This is a genomic window from Pseudoalteromonas sp. 2CM37A (genome assembly GCF_023161885.1).
GTDB classification, from domain to species: Bacteria; Pseudomonadota; Gammaproteobacteria; order Enterobacterales; family Alteromonadaceae; genus Pseudoalteromonas; species Pseudoalteromonas atlantica.
This window is the reverse complement of the sequence record NZ_JALNTJ010000001.1, coordinates 672,251-691,842: the sequence shown is the minus strand read 5'-3', so window position 1 is coordinate 691,842 and position 19,592 is coordinate 672,251. Positions and strand designations below refer to the sequence as shown.

Here is a 19,592-nt window from a genome sequence, read left to right as displayed (position 1 = left end):
TTTTTTATGTGCAAACCGGTTTGTTATTTATAAAAGGGTTTTGTGCAGATTCATATATAACTTTGTCGCGTCCTGTGGTTTTAGCAATATACAAGCGCTTATCTGCCGCACTAAGTAGCGATTTAAAAGAGCTTGTTTGAGTATCGCTGCATGCCACTCCAGCGCTTATTCTTAAATAAATGGTGTTGCCGTAATAGCTAAAGGGCTTGTTTTTAATGTTTTTTCTGAGGGTGTTTGCCGCGCACTGTGCCTCATTTAAAGTGCAGTGGTTAAGTAAAATTGCAAACTCTTCGCCGCCAACACGCGCGGTTACTGCGCTGTTAGAAAAAAGCGCGGCAATATGTTGCGAAACCCATTTAATTGCCTCATCACCTGCATCGTGTCCATATTCATCGTTAACGCGCTTAAAAAAGTCTATATCGACCATAATAATGCTAAGGGGATGCTCGGCATTATTTTTATTAAATAACGTATTGGCCACTGCATTTAAACCGCGTTTATTTAATAGTTGGGTTAATGGGTCGCGATTAGCAAGGGAGTTGAGCGTATGCTCTGTATTGGCAAACACTAAAAAAGGCAGCAATAGGGCGGCGCTAGTGGCAAGTATTAAGTGTACAGCCAAGGTAAATTGCAAAACAGAGGCAAAATTAAAGTTGAGCGCGGTAAAAAACGGCAACAGTAATAAAACTCCCTGTATTAGCATAACGAGTGCATGCAGTAATAGGCAAAGCAATAGCATACGTTGCTGTAATTTTGCTATAAAGCGGGTGCTTAAAACAATATACGAGGCATACAAAAATAACCCTGCCACAGTTAAACTAACCAATATTTGCTCTACAGCGGTGTTGTAAACTATGAGTAAAAAAACCGCAGCCACGATGAGTAAATAGCTAACTTGCCTGCATATGCTTTTATTTAAAGGACTGAGTGCTTTTAATCCCATAATTAAAAAAAGTGGGCAAGCAATAATAAATAGACTGGCAAAGTAATGGGTAATAAACGGCCATGCAATGATCACGCGTAAGCTTGCGCATAGTATGGCGAATGTAAAGGTGGTACAAGCTAGGCCAAAATATAAAAAACTAGTTTGTTTTTTATATTGATAAATAGAGATAAAATACAGCCCAATTATAAGGTTTAAAATAAAAGAAAGGCTTATAACGGTTGGTAAGTGCAGCATAGAAAGGTTCTTTTATTATAAAACGACTATTTTAATGGAGATTAGATACTAAAGCTTATGTTAATTACAGCAACCTAGCTTAAAGTAGTATTTTTATAACCTTTAGTAGGTGTATCTATGCTGAATACACCTACTTTATTAAACTTCTCAGAGCTGAATCTATATCCGTAAAATGAAAACGGTAATTGTGCGCTAACGCTTTTTTGGGTATTACATATTGCCCAGTAGTGAGCAAATCAGACATTTCACCCATTAACACTTTTAACACAGGGCTTGGCATGGTTAGGGCCGCAGGGCGAGACAATGCTTTACCTAAACTTTTGCTAAATACTTTATTACTAACAGGGCTGGGTGCAGTGGCGTTAATTGGCCCGCAAAGCGACGTGTGTTTTATAATAAATAAAATCAGTTGAATCATATCGTCAATATGAATCCACGACATACCTTGCTCCCCATCACCAATGGGGCCACCTGCAAAAAATTTAAACGCAGGAAGCATTTTACTTAAAGCGCCGCCGTTTTTGCTAAGTACAATTCCCGTGCGTAATAAGCACACCCGTGTTTTATCACTTTGCGCTTTTAGTGCCGCGTGCTCCCACTCTTTACATAGCTGATGGCTAAATTCATCATTTACATCGTCGGTGTCCTCATCTACGGGGGTATCGTCTTGGCGGCCATAATAGCCAATGGCACTACCAGATATAAATGTAGCAGGGGGCGTGCTGCAATTTAAAATAGCATCGCTGATTTGCGTGGTAAGGTTTATTCTGCTGTTTTTAATTGTTTGTTTTTGTGCTTGCGTCCAGCGTTTGTTGACGATAGGTTCGCCGGCTAAATTAATCACAGTATCTACATGGTTAAAATTAACCTCATCAACCGTGCTTACTACATCAATATTATGACCAAGCAATACATGGGCTTTGGTTTTATTTCGGCTCAGTACGGTTACTTTATGATGATGCAGCAAAAAAGGCGTTAAGTGTTTACCTATTAGGCCTGTAGCGCCTGTAAAAAAAATATGCATAAAAATCTTACCAATTTTAAGTGTACGATTTGTTTAAAATGTATACTATTTAAACTATCTTAATGCAAATTATTACGTTAACTAAAAAACAACGATCACTTTGTAAATATTTCATTTAATTAGTTTTTGCCTTACACTAAAGCGAATTTCATAAGAAAAGGATTGGCGCGTTGGCAAGTTTAACTGGCGTAAATAAAAGCTTAATAATATTTGCAGCCCTGGTGGTTGTATTAGCCGGTATTAAGGCCGCAAGTGTTATTATTATTCCCTTTATTTTGGCGGCGTTTATTGCCATTGTATGCAACCCGCTGATCACATTTTTTGGCCGCTATCGGATCCCTAAAGGGGTTTCTGTTGTTATTGTGGTGCTTATCATTGTGGGCTTAGGTGTAAGCTTAGGCGGCCTTGTAGGACAATCAGTTAACGACTTTTCTCAGCAACTTCCTGAATATAAAGCCCAGTTACAAGAAGAGTTTGTTTGGCTGGTCGATCTTGCATCGCAATACAATATCTTAATCGATAGAGATCAGATTCTCTCTATGTTTGACCCAGGTAAAATGGTTGATGTAGCCACGAATATGCTTACCGGCTTAGGTGGCGTAATGGCAAACATGTTTTTAATAATTTTAACTGTGGTGTTTATGCTTTTTGAAGGGCCTGCATTAAGCAAAAAAATTCATATGGCACTTGCCGACCCAGATAGAAAAATGGAGCAAATTGACCGCTTTTTGGTTTCTATTAATTCGTATTTAGCAATTAAAACATTAGTGAGTTTAGCCACCGGTATTATTGCAGCATTTTATTTATGGATTTTAGATGTTGACTACTTTGTGCTGTGGGGCGTGTTGGCCTTTATGTTTAATTATATTCCTAATATAGGTTCTATTATTGCCGCAGTACCAGCTGTATTGTTAGCACTCATTACACAAGGACCATTAACAGCCGGGCTTGTAGGTGCAGGGTATTTAATTATTAATACGGTAATGGGTAACATTGTAGAGCCTAAATTTATGGGTAAAGGGCTTGGGCTTTCTACCTTGGTGGTGTTTTTGTCGTTAATATTTTGGGGTTGGTTATTAGGCACTGTAGGCATGTTGCTATCGGTACCTCTTACCATGATTGTTAAAATAGCCCTAGAGGCAAGTGATGAAGGGCGCTGGGTTGCCACGCTACTTGGTACTGGAGAATCGATAGACGATAAATAATATCAATTGGTTTTCATAGCTTAAAATTGCGTATTTGATTAAATATTTGATACAAAAAAGCGATTAATACACAGTATTAATCGCTTTTTTTGTAGGGGTTAATCCCCGTTTAAAGTGGCTTTTTAAGCACTTGAGTAAACTGTTCAATAAGTGCAAGTTCACATAATTTGTAATCAATAGCGGCTTGGCTGGCATTTGGCAGTTTTAATATGTAGCGCCATTGGCAGCTTGCTTCAATATACTTTTGGTGGTTGTCGACGCTGCGCTTAAACAACATCAGTATTTGCGTATTTCCGCTTTGCTCTTCTAATTTAGTGAGTTCATATTTACGTTTTTGAACCCAAGTACCCTGATTGTACTTAGCCTGATTTATTTGGGTGTCTAAACACTGCGTATAGCGTTTAGTTTGGCTTGGCGTTGCGTTTTGCTCAAGCGTACACTGTGCTTGCGCACTGACATTAGTACTTAGTGCTAATAGGCTCGCAAGTGTGATTAAAAGGCTATTTTTTATCATTGTAATTAAACTCTAAAATAAACTGTGCGCCGCCTAAGGTGTCCGACTTATTAATCGTTAAGTGACCGTTATAAGATTTAACCAAGTCAGAGACTATCGCCATACCAACACCGTGGCCGCTTTCGTAAGTATCAAGGCGGGTACCACGGGTTAATAAAGACTCGCGTTTATCCTCGGGTACACCGGGTCCATCGTCACTAATGCCTATGCACAGTGTTTTACTTTGAATGACTTGTATTTCTACTTGCGAGCGACACGCTTTACAAGCGTTATCAATTAAATTACCCAGTAACTCCATTAAATCTGTTTGGTCACCTAAAAAGTAATCTTTATCGGTCACGGTACAATTAAATATAATGTCTTTATCGCGGTATACTTTGGCCATTGCACTTAAAATAGAATCAACCACAGGTTTAACTGGAGTTTGCTTTTTCCAGGTGTCTGAGGCGCCAGTAGCTGCACGCTTTAACTGATGCTCGATCATCACATTTATTCTATCAAGTTGCTCTTGGGCATCGGCATCATTAGCAAGCGGGCTTGATTTTAATACCGCAAGGGGCGTTTTTAATGCATGTGCTAGGTCACTTAAAGAGGCTCTGTAGCGCTCTTTTTGACGTTGCTGCGACTCTAGTAATAAGTTTAGGTCTGATTTAATTGTTTGCAGCTCTACAGGGTATAAGCCTTTAATTTCTTGAATATCGCCCGACTCAATGGCTTTTATTTCTTTATCAAGACGTTGTAACGGCCGGCCGCTCCAAATAAATCCAATTGCCATTAAACCGGCAATCGCAATACCCATTATAAACATCCAATCGACTAAGGTTTGTTTAAAGCCATCCATTAACCTTAGCAATGCATCGTTTCGTTTGAGTAATATAAAACGTGCCTGCTCAGATTGGTCAATATTATTTAAAATAACCGTTAGGCTTAATTGCCAGTAAACCGCATTGTTGTAAACCACACGTCTAAAGTCGGCCGCACCGGCTTTAGGCTCTATGTACTCGGGTTTAAAGTTTACGTTTACTGCCGACTCTGAGTGCCAAACAGGTACATCATCGCGGTAAATCATGGCGTAGGTATCTGAATTTAAGTTATTAAGCTCAGGCGTTAAAATTGTGCTGGGCATAATAATGCCGCGCTCAGTAAAGTCGACTTCAGAAATAAGGGAGTATAAGTGGGCTTCTAGATTTTTTTCGGTGGTTTCGACTAATGAGGCGTAATACGCTTTACCAATCGAGTAAAACAAAATAGGCAGTGCCACCAATAAAACAAAGACAAGGATAAATCCTTGCCTTATTTTAAGCGATATTTGCGATGCTACCACTGACTTTTAAGCCTGTAACCACGCCCACGTAGTGTTTCTACTGGGTTTAATGTGCCTTCAGGGTCTAATTTTTTACGCAGACGAAGTACAAATACTTCGATAACGTTAGAATCAAGATCGAAATCTTGGTCGTAAATGTGCTCAGTAAGTTCTGATTTAGAAATTACTTTTTGCGGGTTAACCATTAAATACTCAAGTACTTTGTACTCATAAGCCGTAAGGCTAAGTTCTTTGTCGTTAACCCAAACTTGTTGTGAGCGAGTATGAATTTTAATTGGACCCGCTGTCATTTCAGGGTTTGCTTTACCCGCACTGCGGCGAATAAGTGCGTTACAACGCGCAATTAATTCTTCAACATGAAACGGCTTGGTTAAGTAGTCGTCGGCACCAGCATCTAGGCCTTCAACTTTGTCTTGCCAGCGGTCGCGCGCCGTTAAGATTAAAATAGGGATCGTCACGCCTTGTGCACGTGCTTTATTGATTAGCTCAATACCGTCAATTTTTGGTAAGCCTAAATCAACCACCGCCATATCTAGCGGGTATTCTGTAATATGGAATAGGCCAGCTTCGCCATCGTGACATAAATCAACACTGTAACGTTCTTTCTCTAAAGCATTACGTAGGTTGTCTGCTAAGTGTAAATCATCTTCTATAACTAAAATTCGCATTTGCTAATCCTTTTTCACTTCGCCGGTTTTTTTATTTATATGTAAATCAACGACGTGGCCGTCAGATTTGAGTATACGTACAGTATAAAATTTTGCTTGTTCTGTAATTTTTAAGGTTTTACCGTCAGTTTCTTCTTTTGCAAGTATTACGGCTTTCTTTTTGCTGATCTCAGTTTTTTTAACTGCTTTGGTAACAGTCGAACTTGCGTGTACGGCGCCACTGACGCTAATACAGGCAATTAAACCAAGGGTTAATAATACACGCATGACGGGAACTCCTAGATCAAACCCAGCTATTCTAATTAACTAAGCTACTAAAACTCAAGTAAAAACGTCCAATATGCGCTTTTACGTTCGCCAGCTTAATTAATTAGCAGTGAACCAACCCTGAATTAAATAACGTTTTAAATTCAGGGTGTTCGTTACGCTGGTAATACTTTTTTATATGGTTTTACAACGGTGTTTGCGTAAACGCCGGCTGCAACGTATGGATCAGAGGCTGCCCATTCACGTGCTTTTTCAAGTGAATCAAATTCTGCAATGACTAATGAACCTGTAAATCCAGCATCTTGCGGGTCTTCACTGTCGATTGCTGGCAGTGGGCCGGCAACAAATAAACGGTTTTGAGAGTCGAGTTCGCTTAAACGTGCTAAATGGGCGGGGCGGGCTTCTTTTCTAAGCGGTAAGCTGTTTTCAACGTCGGTTGAATAAATCATGTACAACATAGTAATTCTCAAAAAAATGTTAAGTTTAATAACGCAAATACTAGCACAACGTTGATAGTTGGTGAACAAATTACCGTTAAAGCTAGGTTTACAGTTATTAATTATTTTTAGTGTGTAATTGCTTGAAAAGCGCGGCACAACACTGGTAGAGTCGCTTGAATAACTTAAAAATAACAAGGTTAATACATGAGCAATAATAGAGAGCATTTTAGCTCCCGTCTTGGCTTTATACTGGCTGCAGCAGGTTCGGCAGTGGGTATTGGCAACTTAGTAGGTTTTCCTGTGTCGGCAACTAAAAATGGTGGTGGTGCATTTTTACTTGTATACGCTTTGTTTGTTGCTTTTATTTGTTTACCAGTAATGATGGCTGAAATGGCCATGGGTCGTAACGCGCAAAAAGATCCACTTGGTTCGTACAAAGCGCTGGCAAATAACGACAAAAAATGGAAGTTTGCAGGCTTTTTGGCTGTATTAACGCCGTTTATGATTGCCGTATTTTACATGGTTATTACCGTGTGGATTTTTGGTTACTTAAGCCAAACCGCCATGGGTAATTTAGATGCATTGGCAGATCCTAGCCATTTTGGCAGCTTTATAAATAGCTACACTGTTTTTGGCTACATGGCTGTGGTCGTTATTATTGTTAACCTTATTTTATTGGGTGGGGTTAAACAAGGCATAGAAAAAGCCGCTAAGTTTTTAATGCCGGCTTTATTTGTTATGTTGCTTGCCCTTGTAGCGTATGTATTAACGCTTGATAACGCCATGGCTGGTGTTAAATATTATGTTATTCCTGATTTTTCTAAAATGAGCGCCAGCGTGCTTAATGGTGCACTAAGCCAAGCGTTTTTCTCATTATCGCTAGGTATGGGTATTTTAATGACGTACGCCTCTTACATATCTAAAAAAGATGACATTGTTGGCAGTGCTAAAATGGTAGCTATTACCGACTCATTAGTGGCATTTGTTGCTGGTTTAATGGTGTTACCGGCAATATTTAGTTTTGATCCTAATACCGACCCAGCCGCACTTTCTGACTCGTCTGTATCGATGATATTTGTATACTTACCTAAAATTTTATTAGCACTACAAAATGACATTGGTTATTTTGGTGCGTCTGCAGTGGCGTTTTCGTTCTTTTTGTTAGTGTTTTTTGCAGCGATTACTTCACTTGTATCAATTGTAGAAGTACCTACAGCCACCCTTAGCGACCGCAAAGGGATCAGCCGTAAAAAAGCCTTAGGTATTTTAACGCTAGCCACAGGTGTGTTAACTATATTATGTACTATGTCGTTTGGTATGGTTGATAGCCTAACGTCGTTTACTAGTTACGGCAGCGGTAATAAAAGCTTTTTTGATATTGTTTATGATGTATTTTACGACACTATATTGCCACTGAATGGTTTAATGGTGTGTTTATTTGTTATGTACCGCTGGAAAAAAGCGCGCCTAACAGATGAGCTAAGCCAAGGCTCACCAAATTACGCCGGTAGCTTTATGGAGAAATACGTTAACTTTTCGCTTTCTACGTTTATTCCGGTTATTTTATTAGCCATATTTATAAACACAGTAGCGACTAAGTTTTTTGCCTTTAAGCTATTTGGTTTTTAGGCTAAAAAAATTGCCAAAAGCCGCGTATTAACGCGGCTTTTTTGTGTTTAGAATAGCGGCTTAGCTTATAGCTCCTGAGTCTAATGAACTGCCAATCCCCAGTGTAAACATCCACAATCCCCATAAGCTATGCTCAATTACACACACTATGGTTGAGCGGCTTTGCGCGTAGGTAAACGAAAATAATAACCCGCCTAAAAATGCTAAGCCTACAGCCACCCAATTGGCATACACAATATGGGCAAGGGCAAACACCGTTGCGCTTACCACTATACGGACTCTTTTTTTGGGCATAATGCGTTTATAGCGATGAAAAAAGTAGGTTCTGAAAATTAGCTCTTGTGGTAATACCGACAGCAGCGGGTATAGAAGCAGTAAAAGTAACCAGTTATAAAATGAGTGCAGCGGCATACTAAACCAATTTTCTTGGTGAATAATGCCGTAAAACACGCCTGAAAAAAGCGCTCCTAAAAAAAAGAAACTAAATAAACGGCGCTTTACTGCAGAAAACTGCCCCAGGCTTGTGAGTCTAAATCGCTTAAAGTGAGGGTCGTTCAGTAATAACATGCAGCACACACTCATTAAAACAATCAGTGCGGGTATTAACCAGTTAGCTAGGTAACTACGAAGGGTAAAGCCTATTAAAGGCAATAAAACAAATATTAGGGTAAATTCAAACCAGCGGTATTGATTGGCGTTCAAGGTCGTCTCTGATTGATTTTTTTTACACGCTATCAAGCAAAGACGACATTTTTATGACGAAGGTGTTTTACTTTGCGGGTTCTTCTTCATCAGGGAAGTACTTATACAAAGCAAATATAGTGATCAAAATACTCACAAAAGTAATGGCCATTAAACCAAACACTTTAAAGTTAACCCAAAAATCGAGTGAGAAATTATACGCAATGTAAATATTCAGCACTGCAATACCTGCGGTAATGGCAACCCACATTAAGTTAAGCTTATTCCACACCGGCTCAGGTACTTCAATCGCCTGTTTAGAGTCGTTGGCGTTTTCGAGGATTGAGCTAAGGGCTTTTTTAACAAGATTTTTATTCAGTACGTAACGGCTAATTAATAAGGTAAGGCTTAAGCCGGCGTAAATTAACGTGGCTTTCCATTTTATATACTGCTCATCGTGGAGTACTAAGGTTAATGTGCCAAACACCGCTGCAATAGCAAAAAATAGCCATTGGCGGGCAGGTACATGGCCGTGCTTAAAGTAGCTATACGCAACTTGAATAAGCGTAGTGACCATTAAAAGGCCTGTTGCCCAGTAAATATCAACTAATTTAAATACCGCAAAAAATAATATTAGCGGGATGTATTCAATCAATGCGTGCATATACTACCTAAATTATACAAAAAGAAGTCAGGGAAGTTTTTACCACATAACACTAGGCAACTACAAGGTTGACTTGTTGCCCTGTAAGCCTTAGCCTGCGTGGCTTTAATTATCCATCATCATATTCCCACGCTTAACCAACACTGATTAAGTGTGCATTTAGGAGCCTACAATGAACAAAGCACAACTTGTTGCCCAAATAGCAAAACGCAGTGAACTAACAAAAAAAGACACACAAGCAGCCCTTACTAGCTTACAAAAAGTAATTACTAAATCGCTGTCTGAAGGCGACCAAGTGCAAATTAATGGATTTGGTACATTCGCTTTAAGCTACTACCCAGCGCGCACTGGCCGTAACCCACAAACAGGCGAAAGCATTGAAATAGAAGGCGCTAACAAACCCGTATTTAAATCTGCCAAAGCATTAAAAGATCTCCTTTAAATAGCAACTTGTATTGACCGGTACTAGTGATCAGTACCAGCGACTAGTTCCTGCAACCAATACTTGCTAAGCCCGGTTACCTTTTTAGGTTTAGTTAGCGCTATTAATCATAACATTACAGTTCGGCGCACCCCGCTAATAGGGTGCGTCTAGAAAATAAATCCCCAGCTTTTAGTTAATGCCTAACTACTTCATCTTGTAAGCAAAGCTTGTGTGCTGGTTTTTAATACGCACTTTAAATTAAGCTATGTAGATTGTTCAAACCCTCTAAATGATTTACATAGCTTTGATAGCTTTAATTTATATTCATCTTTATTTTCAATAGGTTAAATTTGGCATCGCTTATGCTTTTAATAGGGTGATTGAAACATTTTATTAAACGCAATAAGGAGATCTATATGTCTACATTACAAACAAGCACTCGTTTACAAGGCAAAAAAATTGCTATTTTAGCTACCGATGGCTTTGAGCAAAGTGAGCTATTATCTCCACGTGATGCTTTACTTAATGCCGGCGCCGATATCGATATTGTGTCGGTAAAAGAGGGTGAAATCACCGGCTGGGATGAAGATAAATGGGGCGACAAAGTAAGCGTAGATAAACTTGTTACAAATGCCAGTGCCAGCGATTACGATGCGCTTATGCTGCCAGGTGGCTTATTTAACCCAGATACGTTACGCCAAGATAAGCACGCAAAAGCGTTTATAGATGGCTTTTTTGGCGCCGAGAAAAACAAACCCGTCGCAGCTATTTGCCATGCCCCTTGGTTACTTGCCGAAATTAATAAATTACGCGACCGTACCGTTACATCATTCCCGAGCATTAAAAGTGATTTAATCAATGCTGGTGCAAACTGGGTTGATGAAGAGGTGAGTGTAGACCAAGGTTTAGTAACAAGCCGCAGTCCTGCAGATTTAGAAGCATTTAATGCAAAATTTATTGAAGAAATTTTAGAAGGTAAGCATCAAGCTCATTAAGTGTAGAGCTTAATAAAAAAGGGCATTTTAAATGCCCTTTTTTATTGCGTAAATTTTAAGCTTTTATAACGCGGTGGCCGCTTTCATATCAGCTACAAACGCTTTTAATTGCGTTGTCATCGCGTCTAAATCATTAAGGTTAGCTTCAATAATTTTAACAACGGCTGAGCCTGAAATAGCACCAGCTGCGCCGGCATTTAGGGCGGCTTTTACATCATCGGGCGTAGAAATACCAAAGCCTAATAAAGCAGGGGCTGCATGGTATTCTTTTAGCTTAGTTACTATGTTACCCGCTGGCATTTGTGCTTTAGTATCGGTGCCGGTAACACCCGCACGCGATAATAAATACGTGTAGCCACGGCCGTAAGATGCACATTGGCGTAGAGTATCGTCATCGGCATTGGGTGTGGCGATAAATATTGGATCTACACCGTTTGCCATGGCTGCTTTTCTAAACATTTTAGATTCATGCAGTGGTACATCAGCAACTAAAATAGAGTCTACGCCCGCTGATTTAGCATCTTTATAAAATGTTTCTAAACCGCGTTTAAACACAAGGTTAGAATACAATAATAAGCCAATTGGAATATCTGCATTGTAATCGCGTATTTCTTTAATAATATCAAAGCAATCTTGGGTGTTAATGTTTACATCGAGAGCACGAATATTCGCCGCTTGAATAACGGGGCCATCAGCGATTGGGTCCGAAAACGGAATACCTAGCTCCAGTGCATCCGCGCCGCCATCAATTAAGCTTTTAATAATGGCAATACTTTGCTCTTTACCTGGGTCACCAATGGTAACAAATGGTACAAATGCACCTTGTTTTTGCTCATTAAGTGCAGCAAAGGTTTTACCGTAACGATCTGTATTTAACTGGCTCATAGTTGACCTCCTTGTGATAAAACGCTGTGTACGTGGGTTAAGTCTTTATCGCCACGGCCACTTAAGTTAACCACTAAAATGCTTTCTTCTGTTTGCTCTTCGGCGTATTTAAGCGCATAAGCAAGGGCATGGCTTGATTCAAGAGCTGGAATAATGCCTTCGTTTTTAGCCAGTGCTTGGAACGCGTCAAGGGCTTCTGTATCGGTAATCCCCACATATTGAGCACGGCCTGTTTCGTGTAAAAACGCGTGCTGTGGTCCAACTGCAGGGTAATCAAGGCCGGCAGATACTGAGTATGACTCTTCAATTTGGCCATCGTCATTTTGCATAATGTACGTATAGGTACCGTGCAATATACCTTTTGTACCTTTACAAATTGTAGCGCCGTGCTCGTGGGTATCTAGACCTTTACCAGCAGGCTCCACACCAATAAGTTTTACACTTGGCTCGTCAATAAAGTCAGTAAACATACCAATTGCATTAGAGCCACCGCCAACACAGGCTAGTACGGCATCCGGTAAGCGTCCTTCTGCTTTTAGTACTTGTTGTTTAGCTTCTTCACCAATGATTTTTTGATACTCTCGTACAATTGTTGGGAATGGATGAGGACCCGCAGCGGTACCAAGTAAGTAATGAGCGTCTTGGTAGTTTGCAGACCAGTCGCGGAGCGCTTCGTTTACCGCATCTTTTAATGTGCCAGAGCCGGCTGTTACCGGAATAACCTCTGCGCCCATTAATTTCATTCTAAATACGTTAGGCTGTTGGCGCTCAACGTCTTTAGCACCCATATAAATGCGGCATTTTAAGCCAAGTAATGCACAGGCTAGGGCTGTTGCCACGCCGTGTTGGCCCGCACCAGTTTCGGCAATAACTTCTTTTTTACCCATACGTTTAGTTAGCAACGCTTGACCAAGTACTTGGTTGGTTTTGTGTGCGCCGCCGTGCAGTAAATCTTCACGTTTTAGGTAAAGTTTTACTTTAGGGTTTTTAATTAAATTACGCGTTAATGTAAGCGGCGTAGGGCGACCGGCATACTCGTTTAATAATTTTGTAAACTCAGCCTGAAACTCAGGGTCTTTTTGTGCTTTGTTAAATTCGTTCTCTAACTGCTTAAGCGCAGGGACAAGTAGCTCAGGTACAAACATACCGCCAAATTCGCCAAAATAAGCTGGATTTTGCATTATAACCTCAATAATTTCTGATGCTTGTAAAAGCATTTTGTAATTTGATAGGGCACTTTTTACCCGCAGATTCTTCAACGCCTGAATTTAAATCAAGGCCTAGGGCACCTTGAGAAAGCGCGTCTTTTATATTGTCTGGATTTAAGCCACCCGCTAGCATAAAGGGGGTTGTTGCGTCGCGCAGTACTGCCCAATCAAATGCTTTACCTGTACCACCTGCTTGTGTATCGCTGTGGGTATCATAAAGATGGCGGTCTACGCCCGTAGCTGGGGTTGGCAATGTATCTTTAATTGCCTGTGCTTTCCAAATTTCACAACCTTTAGGTAACTGTGTACGTAATGCGGCAATGTAATCGTCACTTTCTTGACCGTGTAATTGTACTGCGGCAAGTTTTAGTTCGTGCGCGTATTGTACCACTTGCTGCGGGCTTGCATTAACAAAAACACCGACAAATTTAAGTGGCGCACTTTGGCTCAGCTCAATCGCACAATCTAAATCAACATAACGAGGCGATTTAGGGTAAAAAATGAGTCCACCGTACACTGCGCCGTTGTTGTAAGCGGCCTGTACGTCTTGTGCTCGGGTTAAACCGCACACTTTGTTATCACCTAAAATCACTTTTTTGCAGGCTTGTTCTAAATCGCGCTCAGCCATTAAAGAGCTGCCAACTAAAAAGCCATCACATAATGGCGCTAGGCGTTTAACATCTTGATGAGTGTAAATACCTGACTCTGAGATAACCACTTTATCTTGTGGGATGAGTTTACGTAGCTTTTCGGTGGTTGCTAAATCAGTGCTTAAATCGCGTAGGTCACGGTTATTAATACCAATAATTTGCGCATCAAGTGCAAGGGCACGGTGCACTTCTTCTTCGTTACTGACTTCGGTTAATACCGACATGTTAAGCGAGTCGGCAACTGCATGTAGCGCTTTATATTGTTCATCATCAAGTACTGAAAGCATTAGTAATATAGCATCGCCGCCATAAATACGTGCCATGTACACTTGGTACTCATCAATAAAAAAGTCTTTACAAATAAGTGGTTGCTCTACTTGGCTACGTACAAACTCTAAATAATCAAAGCTACCTTGAAAGTATTTAGTATCTGTAAGTACGCTCATGCAGCTAGCATATTTTTTATAAACAGAGGTGATCTCGGTTAAATCAAACGGCTCTCTTATTAGCCCTTTTGAAGGAGATGCTTTTTTACATTCTAAAATAAACTGCGTACCCGGCTTTGCTAACGCTTTATAAAAGCTGCGGCTAGTTGGCACTGCTAAATCTTTAAAGCTCTCTAGTGGGCGCGCGGCTTTACGCTCTATTAGCTCTTGTTTTTTATCAGCAACAATTTTGTCTAATACATTAGCCATGACTTACCTCAATAATTGCATTTAATGTGTTCATGGCTTTGCCTGAACTTAGTAATGTTTGTACCTGTTGTGCGCCTTCTTTTAATGACTGTACTTTACCGCTTAGGTATAAAAGTGCAGCCACATTGACCACGATTGCAGCATTGTGCGCATCACTGCCTTTACCTTGTAAAATAGCAAGGCTTGCATTTGCGTTATATTGTGGGCCTTCACCGGCTAGTTGTTCAAGTGAATAGTTTGCAAGGTCAAAGTCGCTTGGGTTCAATGTGTACTGCGTTATTTCGCCATTGTTTAGCTCAACTACGTTAGTTGGGCCGTGCAGGGCTATTTCATCAGTGCCAGAACCATGCACTATCATCGCGCGCTTAGTGCCTAATGTTTTAAGTGTTTGCGCCATTGGCATACATAAAGACTCATCGTAAACACCCAGTAATTGCACGTGTGGTGCAGCAGGGTTAGCAAGCGGGCCTAAAATATTAAAAATGGTACGTGTCTTAAGCGCAGTACGTACGCCCATCGCGTGGCGTACACCACTGTGATAATGCGGTGCAAACAAAAAGGTAAAATGGGTTTTCTCAAGGCACTGTGCAGCCTGTGCTGGACTCATATCAATATTAATGCCCAGTGCTTTTAATAAATCAGCAGAGCCCGAATTACTCGATACACTGCGATTACCATGTTTTACCATATTAATACCCGCGGCAGCTGCAACAATCGCAGCGGTAGTACTAATATTAATCGTGTTTGAGCCATCGCCCCCGGTGCCGCAGCTATCGGCAAGTTGCGTGCTAGCGGTTGTAAAGGCAACGGCGTTTTCTCGCATTGACGCTGCAGCGCCGGCAATTTCATCGCTTACTTCGCCTTTTATTTTAAGGCTGATTAGCAATGCAGTGAGCTCTATTTCGCTCATGTTACCTTGCATTATTTGGTTAAATAATGCGTTTGATTGGGCATAGTTTAACGACTTGCCTTGAATAAGTTGCTCAATAGCGTATTGAACATTTATGGTCTCTTGTGCTTGGGTACTCATAATGTCCTCTATTAGTTGGTGCGCGTTAAGTACGCAACACTTTGTTGAAGTAGCATTGCACCATTTGGCGTAAGTATTGACTCAGGATGAAATTGATAACCTAACGCTTTATCGTCGTGGTGATATATGGCCATAGGAATATCGTCAAATTGTGCAATTACCTCAATATTTTCAGGTACCTTGGTTGCCATTAATGAATGGTAACGGGCTACGGGCATGGTGTAGCCCATTCCTTCAAACACCGGATGCGGGTTTAAATTAATGATTGATGACTTACCATGTACGGTTTCGCCCGCGTGGCCGATTACTCCGCCATAACTTTGTGTAAGTGCTTGTTGCCCTAGGCAAATGCCCAGCATGGGAAAGTGGCCTTTAGCCAGTTCGATTAATTCCATTAAGCAACCTGCATCACTGGGGGCACCAGGGCCTGGCGAAAGCACTAATAATACTTGCCCAGGCTCTTGGCGCATTTTATTAAAAATAACCTCTGCGCTTATGTTATTTCTGTATACCACAAGCTCACAGCCCAGCATGGTTAGTTCATCAACAAGGTTGTAGCTAAACGAATCAAAGTTATCTAAAAAGTATATTTTCATTGGGTTTGCTGTGCTCATTTTATACCGCCTCATAAGTCGATTTTATGGCGGTGATCACCGCTTGGGCTTTAGCGCGGGTTTCGTTAGCTTCGGCTTGTGGATCAGAATCGTAAACGACACCTGCACCTGCTTGCACATACGCGGTATTATTTTTTACAAACGCTGAGCGAATAACAATGCAGCTATCCATTGCACCATCGCCTGTTAAATAGCCCACTGCGCCACCGTAGCTGCCACGGCGTTTGCCTTCGGTTAGGCGTACAAGTTCGGCGGCACGTACTTTAGGAGCGCCTACCAGCGTGCCCATGTTCATACACGCTTGGTAGGCGTGTAGTGCATCAAGCTCAGGCTTTAATGTGCCCACCACGCGAGAAACCAAGTGCATTACTTGCGAGTAGCGGTCTACTTTTAATAGCTCTTTTGCATGGCGCGTGCCGGCTACACTAATGCGTGCCACATCGTTACGGGCTAAATCAACCAGCATTAAATGCTCGGCACGCTCTTTTTGATCGTTTCTTAGTTCAAGCTCAATACGGCTGTCTAAATCTGGGTTGATTGCGCCATTGGCAAATTTTCCACGTGGGCGAGTACCGGCAATAGGGTAAACTTCAACTTGTTTGCTTTGCACTTCGTATTTAAGTGCAGACTCAGGTGAGGCGCCAAATAAAGCAAATTCTTCATCGCGCATATAAAACATATAAGGGCTTGGGTTTTGCTTTTTAAGCTGGCTATATGCGTGCAACGAATCAGGGCAGGGCAGTGAAAACGTGCGCGAAGGCACAACCTGAAAAATATCACCATCAACGATGTTCTTTTTAAGCTTAACCACTTGCTCGCAGTAAGTTTCATCGCTTATATCAACACTTACATCGCAGGTGCCTGTTTGCATAGGCGCACTAAACTCTTCTGCTTTATCACATAGGGCATTTAATCGTTCTAGCTCTTTACCTACCTCAAAACAATTAGCGTGTACGTCTGGGCCATTAAACACATTACCAATAAGCTCGGTGGTTTGTTTTTGATGGTCGATAACCACTAAGGTTTCGGCTAAGTAAAACACGTAGTCTGGGCAGGTATTTTCGCCATCGGGTACGTCGCTTAGCTGCTCAAAATTAGCCACCATGTCGTAGGCAAATACACCGCCTAAAAATACCGAAAACGGGTTTTCGGTGGTGCTTTTGATACTGTTTATACAGGTACGTAGTGCGCTAAATGCATTATCGGCAACCAGTTTACTTGCCTCGTCAATGTCATTAGAGCCGCCTTTATAAACAAGGGTTAGGCTTGTGTCGGTTAAGGTTGCATCGCAGCTTTGCACATTGGCTCTTAAATACGGCAGTAACTGTTTACCGTTATTAGATTGAGCACTTACCGTGACGGTTTTACCTTGGCAAACAATGCGCAGCGCGCAGTCAACTAAAATTAAACTTTTAACACTGTCTTTAGAATCAATTTCGGCTGATTCAAGCAGTAGCGAATTAGGCTTATCAAGTGCTGCATAAAGTGCAAGTGGGCTACTAATGTAGTCGCGCACTTGCGTTATGCTAGTAACTTCGCCTGGTGTGGTAGTTATATGACTAAAAATCAAACCTCATTCCCTCAAAAAATAAAACCCCGCAATGCTTTTGCAATGCGGGGTTTGAATAACGATATCTAAATTACAAACAGATCATTACCGTCCCGCTATATCAGGCGCCACCACCAACGATGTGTAAGAGTAAGACCGTTATTCATGTTTTTTTGCCTCAAAATAAAAAATTAAATACGTAAAATTTAGTTATAAAAAAACCCGCATAGTTGCGGGTTTTGAATATTTGCTAGACACGACAATTCATCACCCAAAAATTATGAGTGCCACCACCAAATAGTGTGTTGAATTGAATTGATCATTTTTATTAATTCTTAATGTGTCTTAAAGTGGCTACAGTAAAACGTATTTAGCGCTTTTGTGTCAAGTGTTTATTTAAAACAATTTAGTCAAAAAAGTTGTTATACTTATATAAACATCTATTACCCTTAAATTTAAGCAGTTTTCTTTTGATAAAATACGATTTACACAGCCATACAACACATTCAGACGGACATTTAACAGTTGAGCAATTATTAAACCGCGCCGTAGAAAAAAACATTGATGTGTTTGCGATAACCGATCACGACACTGTGGCTGCTATTACGCCGGCAAAAGCGTTTATCGAAACAGAAAACCTACCGCTTAAGCTTATATCTGGCGTAGAAATTTCTACTAAGTGGGAAAGCTTTGAAATACATATTGTTGGGCTAAATATTGATATAAATAACAATGCCCTTACATCATTGTTATCGGCGCAGCAGCAAAAGCGTGACGAACGCGCCATTGAAATTGGCAAAAGGCTGGCAAAAAACGGTTTTGATGGCATTTACGAGCAAGCCAAGGCGCTGGCAGAAAACGCCCAAATTACCCGTGCCCATTTTGCGCGTGCATTGATTGAAAGAGGCGTTGCTAAAAATTTTCCTGGGGTATTTAAAAAATACTTAGGGCGCAGCAAAACAGGTTATGTTCCAAGCAATTGGTGTGATATGCAAACAGCTATTAGCGCGATTCATGCTGCGGGCGGGGTTGCGGTGCTTGCACACCCAGGGCGTTATCAAATGTCTAATAAATGGTTACGTAAGTTACTTGTGCAATATAAAAGTGACGGGGGCGATGCCATGGAAGTTGCGCAGCCGCAACAAGCGCCTACTGAACGCCAATTTTTAGGGCAATTGAGCCAAGAGTACGGTTTACTGTGCTCGCAAGGTTCTGACTTTCATTTTCCAACTAGTTATTTAGAGCTAGGTAAAAACCTATACTTACCCAAAGACTGCCAAGGGGTTTGGCAAGTGTGGGAAGGGCAAGAAGGAGCATTATCATGAGTCAATTAATTCATATTCACCCAGCAAACCCACAGCCACGACTTATTAGCCAAGCGGTTGATATTATTAAACAGGGCGGGGTTGTTGTATACCCAACAGATTCGGGCTACGCGATAGGGTGTAACCTCGGTAATAAGCAAGCAAAAGAGCGCATTGAGCGTATTCGTGGAATAGAAAAACACCATAACTTTACGCTGGTATGCCGTGATTTATCTGAGCTGGCAACTTATGCCCGTGTAGATAACCAAATGTTTAGGCTTATTAAAAATAATACGCCAGGGCCATACACCTTTATTTTTAAAGGCACAAAAGAGGTGCCAAAGCGGTTATTAAACGATAAGAAAAAAACCATTGGTATGCGCGTTATAGAGCATCCAATTGCATGTGCATTACTTGCAGAGCTTGGCGAGCCGTTAATGTCGTGTTCGTTAATTTTACCTGGAGAAGAGTTCACAGAATCAGACCCAGATGAAATCTTAACGCGTTTAGATAAACACGTAGATTTAATTATTGACGGCGGACACCTTGCAGAGCAAGCAACCACGGTTATTGACCTATCAGAAGATGATATTCACATTTTGCGTGTAGGGTGTGGCGATACCAGCCCGTTTGAGTAACCTT

Annotated in this window: 21 protein-coding genes; 6 read left to right on the top strand and 15 right to left on the bottom strand. The window is 41.0% G+C overall.

Translation table 11 applies throughout. The annotated features are described in order from the left end of the window. Positions 1–4: 4 nt before the first annotated feature. Complete coding sequence (locus tag MTF68_RS03105; protein WP_248461636.1) at positions 5–1,180, bottom strand: GGDEF domain-containing protein; 1,176 nt, start codon at positions 1,178–1,180, stop codon at positions 5–7. A gap of 130 nt (positions 1,181–1,310) precedes the next feature. After that, on the bottom strand, positions 1,311–2,204 hold the full coding sequence (locus tag MTF68_RS03100) for a TIGR01777 family oxidoreductase (protein WP_248461635.1): 894 nt from the start codon (positions 2,202–2,204) through the stop codon (positions 1,311–1,313). A 170-nt stretch (positions 2,205–2,374) separates the two neighbouring features. On the opposite strand from MTF68_RS03100, the gene MTF68_RS03095 reads away from it, so the two are divergent. Next, complete coding sequence (locus tag MTF68_RS03095) at positions 2,375–3,409, top strand: AI-2E family transporter (protein ID WP_024033443.1); 1,035 nt, start codon at positions 2,375–2,377, stop codon at positions 3,407–3,409. Positions 3,410–3,518: 109 nt separating this feature from the next. Here MTF68_RS03095 and MTF68_RS03090 read toward each other — a convergent pair whose 3' ends face one another. From MTF68_RS03090 to MTF68_RS03070, 5 genes are all read right to left on the bottom strand, one after another. After that, on the bottom strand, positions 3,519–3,923 hold the full coding sequence (locus MTF68_RS03090; protein ID WP_126007379.1) for a hypothetical protein: 405 nt from the start codon (positions 3,921–3,923) through the stop codon (positions 3,519–3,521). After that, complete coding sequence (locus MTF68_RS03085; protein WP_004586805.1) at positions 3,910–5,247, bottom strand: ATP-binding protein; 1,338 nt, start codon at positions 5,245–5,247, stop codon at positions 3,910–3,912. Before MTF68_RS03085 ends, MTF68_RS03090 begins: the two co-directional genes overlap by 14 nt. Beyond that, complete coding sequence (locus MTF68_RS03080) at positions 5,241–5,915, bottom strand: response regulator transcription factor (RefSeq protein ID WP_004586804.1); 675 nt, start codon at positions 5,913–5,915, stop codon at positions 5,241–5,243. Before MTF68_RS03080 ends, MTF68_RS03085 begins: the two co-directional genes overlap by 7 nt. Positions 5,916–5,918: 3 nt before the next feature. Continuing rightward, positions 5,919–6,182, bottom strand: a complete 264-nt coding sequence (locus MTF68_RS03075; protein ID WP_024033445.1) for a PepSY domain-containing protein — start codon at positions 6,180–6,182, stop codon at positions 5,919–5,921. A 155-nt stretch (positions 6,183–6,337) separates the two neighbouring features. Further along, positions 6,338–6,640, bottom strand: coding sequence for a YciI family protein (locus MTF68_RS03070; protein WP_024033446.1), 303 nt, complete (start codon positions 6,638–6,640; stop codon positions 6,338–6,340). A 186-nt stretch (positions 6,641–6,826) separates the two neighbouring features. Between MTF68_RS03070 and MTF68_RS03065 the strand changes: the two genes are divergently transcribed. Next, complete coding sequence (locus MTF68_RS03065; protein WP_054982639.1) at positions 6,827–8,251, top strand: sodium-dependent transporter; 1,425 nt, start codon at positions 6,827–6,829, stop codon at positions 8,249–8,251. A gap of 60 nt (positions 8,252–8,311) precedes the next feature. Here the strand turns inward: MTF68_RS03065 and MTF68_RS03060 are convergent, their stop codons facing one another. Together MTF68_RS03060 and MTF68_RS03055 are read right to left on the bottom strand one after the other, a co-directional pair. Further along, positions 8,312–8,953, bottom strand: coding sequence for a CPBP family intramembrane glutamic endopeptidase (locus tag MTF68_RS03060; RefSeq protein ID WP_024033448.1), 642 nt, complete (start codon positions 8,951–8,953; stop codon positions 8,312–8,314). A gap of 67 nt (positions 8,954–9,020) precedes the next feature. After that, positions 9,021–9,596, bottom strand: coding sequence for an inner membrane-spanning protein YciB (locus MTF68_RS03055; protein ID WP_004586799.1), 576 nt, complete (start codon positions 9,594–9,596; stop codon positions 9,021–9,023). A 172-nt stretch (positions 9,597–9,768) separates the two neighbouring features. Here MTF68_RS03055 and MTF68_RS03050 point away from each other — a divergent pair, with 172 nt between their 5' ends. Together MTF68_RS03050 and MTF68_RS03045 are read left to right on the top strand one after the other, a co-directional pair. Continuing rightward, positions 9,769–10,038: an HU family DNA-binding protein gene (locus MTF68_RS03050; protein ID WP_248461634.1), complete on the top strand. Its 270-nt coding sequence runs from the start codon at positions 9,769–9,771 to the stop codon at positions 10,036–10,038. A gap of 398 nt (positions 10,039–10,436) precedes the next feature. Next, positions 10,437–11,015: a type 1 glutamine amidotransferase domain-containing protein gene (locus MTF68_RS03045; RefSeq protein WP_004586797.1), complete on the top strand. Its 579-nt coding sequence runs from the start codon at positions 10,437–10,439 to the stop codon at positions 11,013–11,015. Between the two features lie 63 nt (positions 11,016–11,078). Here MTF68_RS03045 and trpA read toward each other — a convergent pair whose 3' ends face one another. From trpA to MTF68_RS03015, 6 genes are read right to left on the bottom strand one after another with little or no spacing between them, the layout of a single operon-like run. Next, positions 11,079–11,900, bottom strand: coding sequence for a tryptophan synthase subunit alpha (trpA, locus tag MTF68_RS03040; protein WP_248461633.1), 822 nt, complete (start codon positions 11,898–11,900; stop codon positions 11,079–11,081). After that, positions 11,897–13,081, bottom strand: a complete 1,185-nt coding sequence (gene trpB, locus MTF68_RS03035; protein WP_004586795.1) for a tryptophan synthase subunit beta — start codon at positions 13,079–13,081, stop codon at positions 11,897–11,899. Before trpB ends, trpA begins: the two co-directional genes overlap by 4 nt. 7 nt (positions 13,082–13,088) lie before the next feature. Then, positions 13,089–14,453: a bifunctional indole-3-glycerol-phosphate synthase TrpC/phosphoribosylanthranilate isomerase TrpF gene (gene trpCF / locus MTF68_RS03030; RefSeq protein WP_248461632.1), complete on the bottom strand. Its 1,365-nt coding sequence runs from the start codon at positions 14,451–14,453 to the stop codon at positions 13,089–13,091. Continuing rightward, a complete protein-coding gene (gene trpD, locus MTF68_RS03025) occupies positions 14,446–15,483 on the bottom strand; it encodes an anthranilate phosphoribosyltransferase (protein ID WP_096739490.1) in 1,038 nt (345 codons plus the stop codon). The genes trpCF and trpD overlap by 8 nt, the downstream gene beginning before the upstream one ends. Before the next feature lie 11 nt (positions 15,484–15,494). Then, a complete protein-coding gene (locus tag MTF68_RS03020; protein WP_248461630.1) occupies positions 15,495–16,097 on the bottom strand; it encodes an aminodeoxychorismate/anthranilate synthase component II in 603 nt (200 codons plus the stop codon). A gap of 1 nt (position 16,098) precedes the next feature. Next, on the bottom strand, positions 16,099–17,667 hold the full coding sequence (locus MTF68_RS03015; protein WP_248461629.1) for an anthranilate synthase component 1: 1,569 nt from the start codon (positions 17,665–17,667) through the stop codon (positions 16,099–16,101). Positions 17,668–18,116: 449 nt separating this feature from the next. On the opposite strand from MTF68_RS03015, the gene MTF68_RS03010 reads away from it, so the two are divergent. Both MTF68_RS03010 and MTF68_RS03005 read left to right on the top strand, forming a co-directional pair. Continuing rightward, a complete protein-coding gene (locus MTF68_RS03010) occupies positions 18,117–18,971 on the top strand; it encodes a PHP domain-containing protein (RefSeq protein ID WP_004586790.1) in 855 nt (284 codons plus the stop codon). Continuing rightward, positions 18,968–19,588: an L-threonylcarbamoyladenylate synthase gene (locus tag MTF68_RS03005; RefSeq protein ID WP_004586789.1), complete on the top strand. Its 621-nt coding sequence runs from the start codon at positions 18,968–18,970 to the stop codon at positions 19,586–19,588. Before MTF68_RS03010 ends, MTF68_RS03005 begins: the two co-directional genes overlap by 4 nt. Positions 19,589–19,592: the final 4 nt, after the last annotated feature.

Coding starts and splice junctions, on each gene's coding strand:
- MTF68_RS03105 (WP_248461636.1), bottom strand. CDS start 1,180: ATGCTGCACTTACCAACCGTTATAAGCCTTTCTTTTATTTTAAACCTT.
- MTF68_RS03075 (WP_024033445.1), bottom strand. CDS start 6,182: ATGCGTGTATTATTAACCCTTGGTTTAATTGCCTGTATTAGCGTCAGT.
- trpCF (WP_248461632.1), bottom strand. CDS start 14,453: ATGGCTAATGTATTAGACAAAATTGTTGCTGATAAAAAACAAGAGCTA.
- trpB (WP_004586795.1), bottom strand. CDS start 13,081: ATGCAAAATCCAGCTTATTTTGGCGAATTTGGCGGTATGTTTGTACCT.
- trpD (WP_096739490.1), bottom strand. CDS start 15,483: ATGAGTACCCAAGCACAAGAGACCATAAATGTTCAATACGCTATTGAG.
- MTF68_RS03065 (WP_054982639.1), top strand. CDS start 6,827: ATGAGCAATAATAGAGAGCATTTTAGCTCCCGTCTTGGCTTTATACTG.
- MTF68_RS03050 (WP_248461634.1), top strand. CDS start 9,769: ATGAACAAAGCACAACTTGTTGCCCAAATAGCAAAACGCAGTGAACTA.
- MTF68_RS03070 (WP_024033446.1), bottom strand. CDS start 6,640: ATGTTGTACATGATTTATTCAACCGACGTTGAAAACAGCTTACCGCTT.
- MTF68_RS03045 (WP_004586797.1), top strand. CDS start 10,437: ATGTCTACATTACAAACAAGCACTCGTTTACAAGGCAAAAAAATTGCT.
- trpA (WP_248461633.1), bottom strand. CDS start 11,900: ATGAGCCAGTTAAATACAGATCGTTACGGTAAAACCTTTGCTGCACTT.
- MTF68_RS03005 (WP_004586789.1), top strand. CDS start 18,968: ATGAGTCAATTAATTCATATTCACCCAGCAAACCCACAGCCACGACTT.
- MTF68_RS03090 (WP_126007379.1), bottom strand. CDS start 3,923: ATGATAAAAAATAGCCTTTTAATCACACTTGCGAGCCTATTAGCACTA.
- MTF68_RS03100 (WP_248461635.1), bottom strand. CDS start 2,204: ATGCATATTTTTTTTACAGGCGCTACAGGCCTAATAGGTAAACACTTA.
- MTF68_RS03055 (WP_004586799.1), bottom strand. CDS start 9,596: ATGCACGCATTGATTGAATACATCCCGCTAATATTATTTTTTGCGGTA.
- MTF68_RS03080 (WP_004586804.1), bottom strand. CDS start 5,915: ATGCGAATTTTAGTTATAGAAGATGATTTACACTTAGCAGACAACCTA.
- MTF68_RS03020 (WP_248461630.1), bottom strand. CDS start 16,097: ATGAGCACAGCAAACCCAATGAAAATATACTTTTTAGATAACTTTGAT.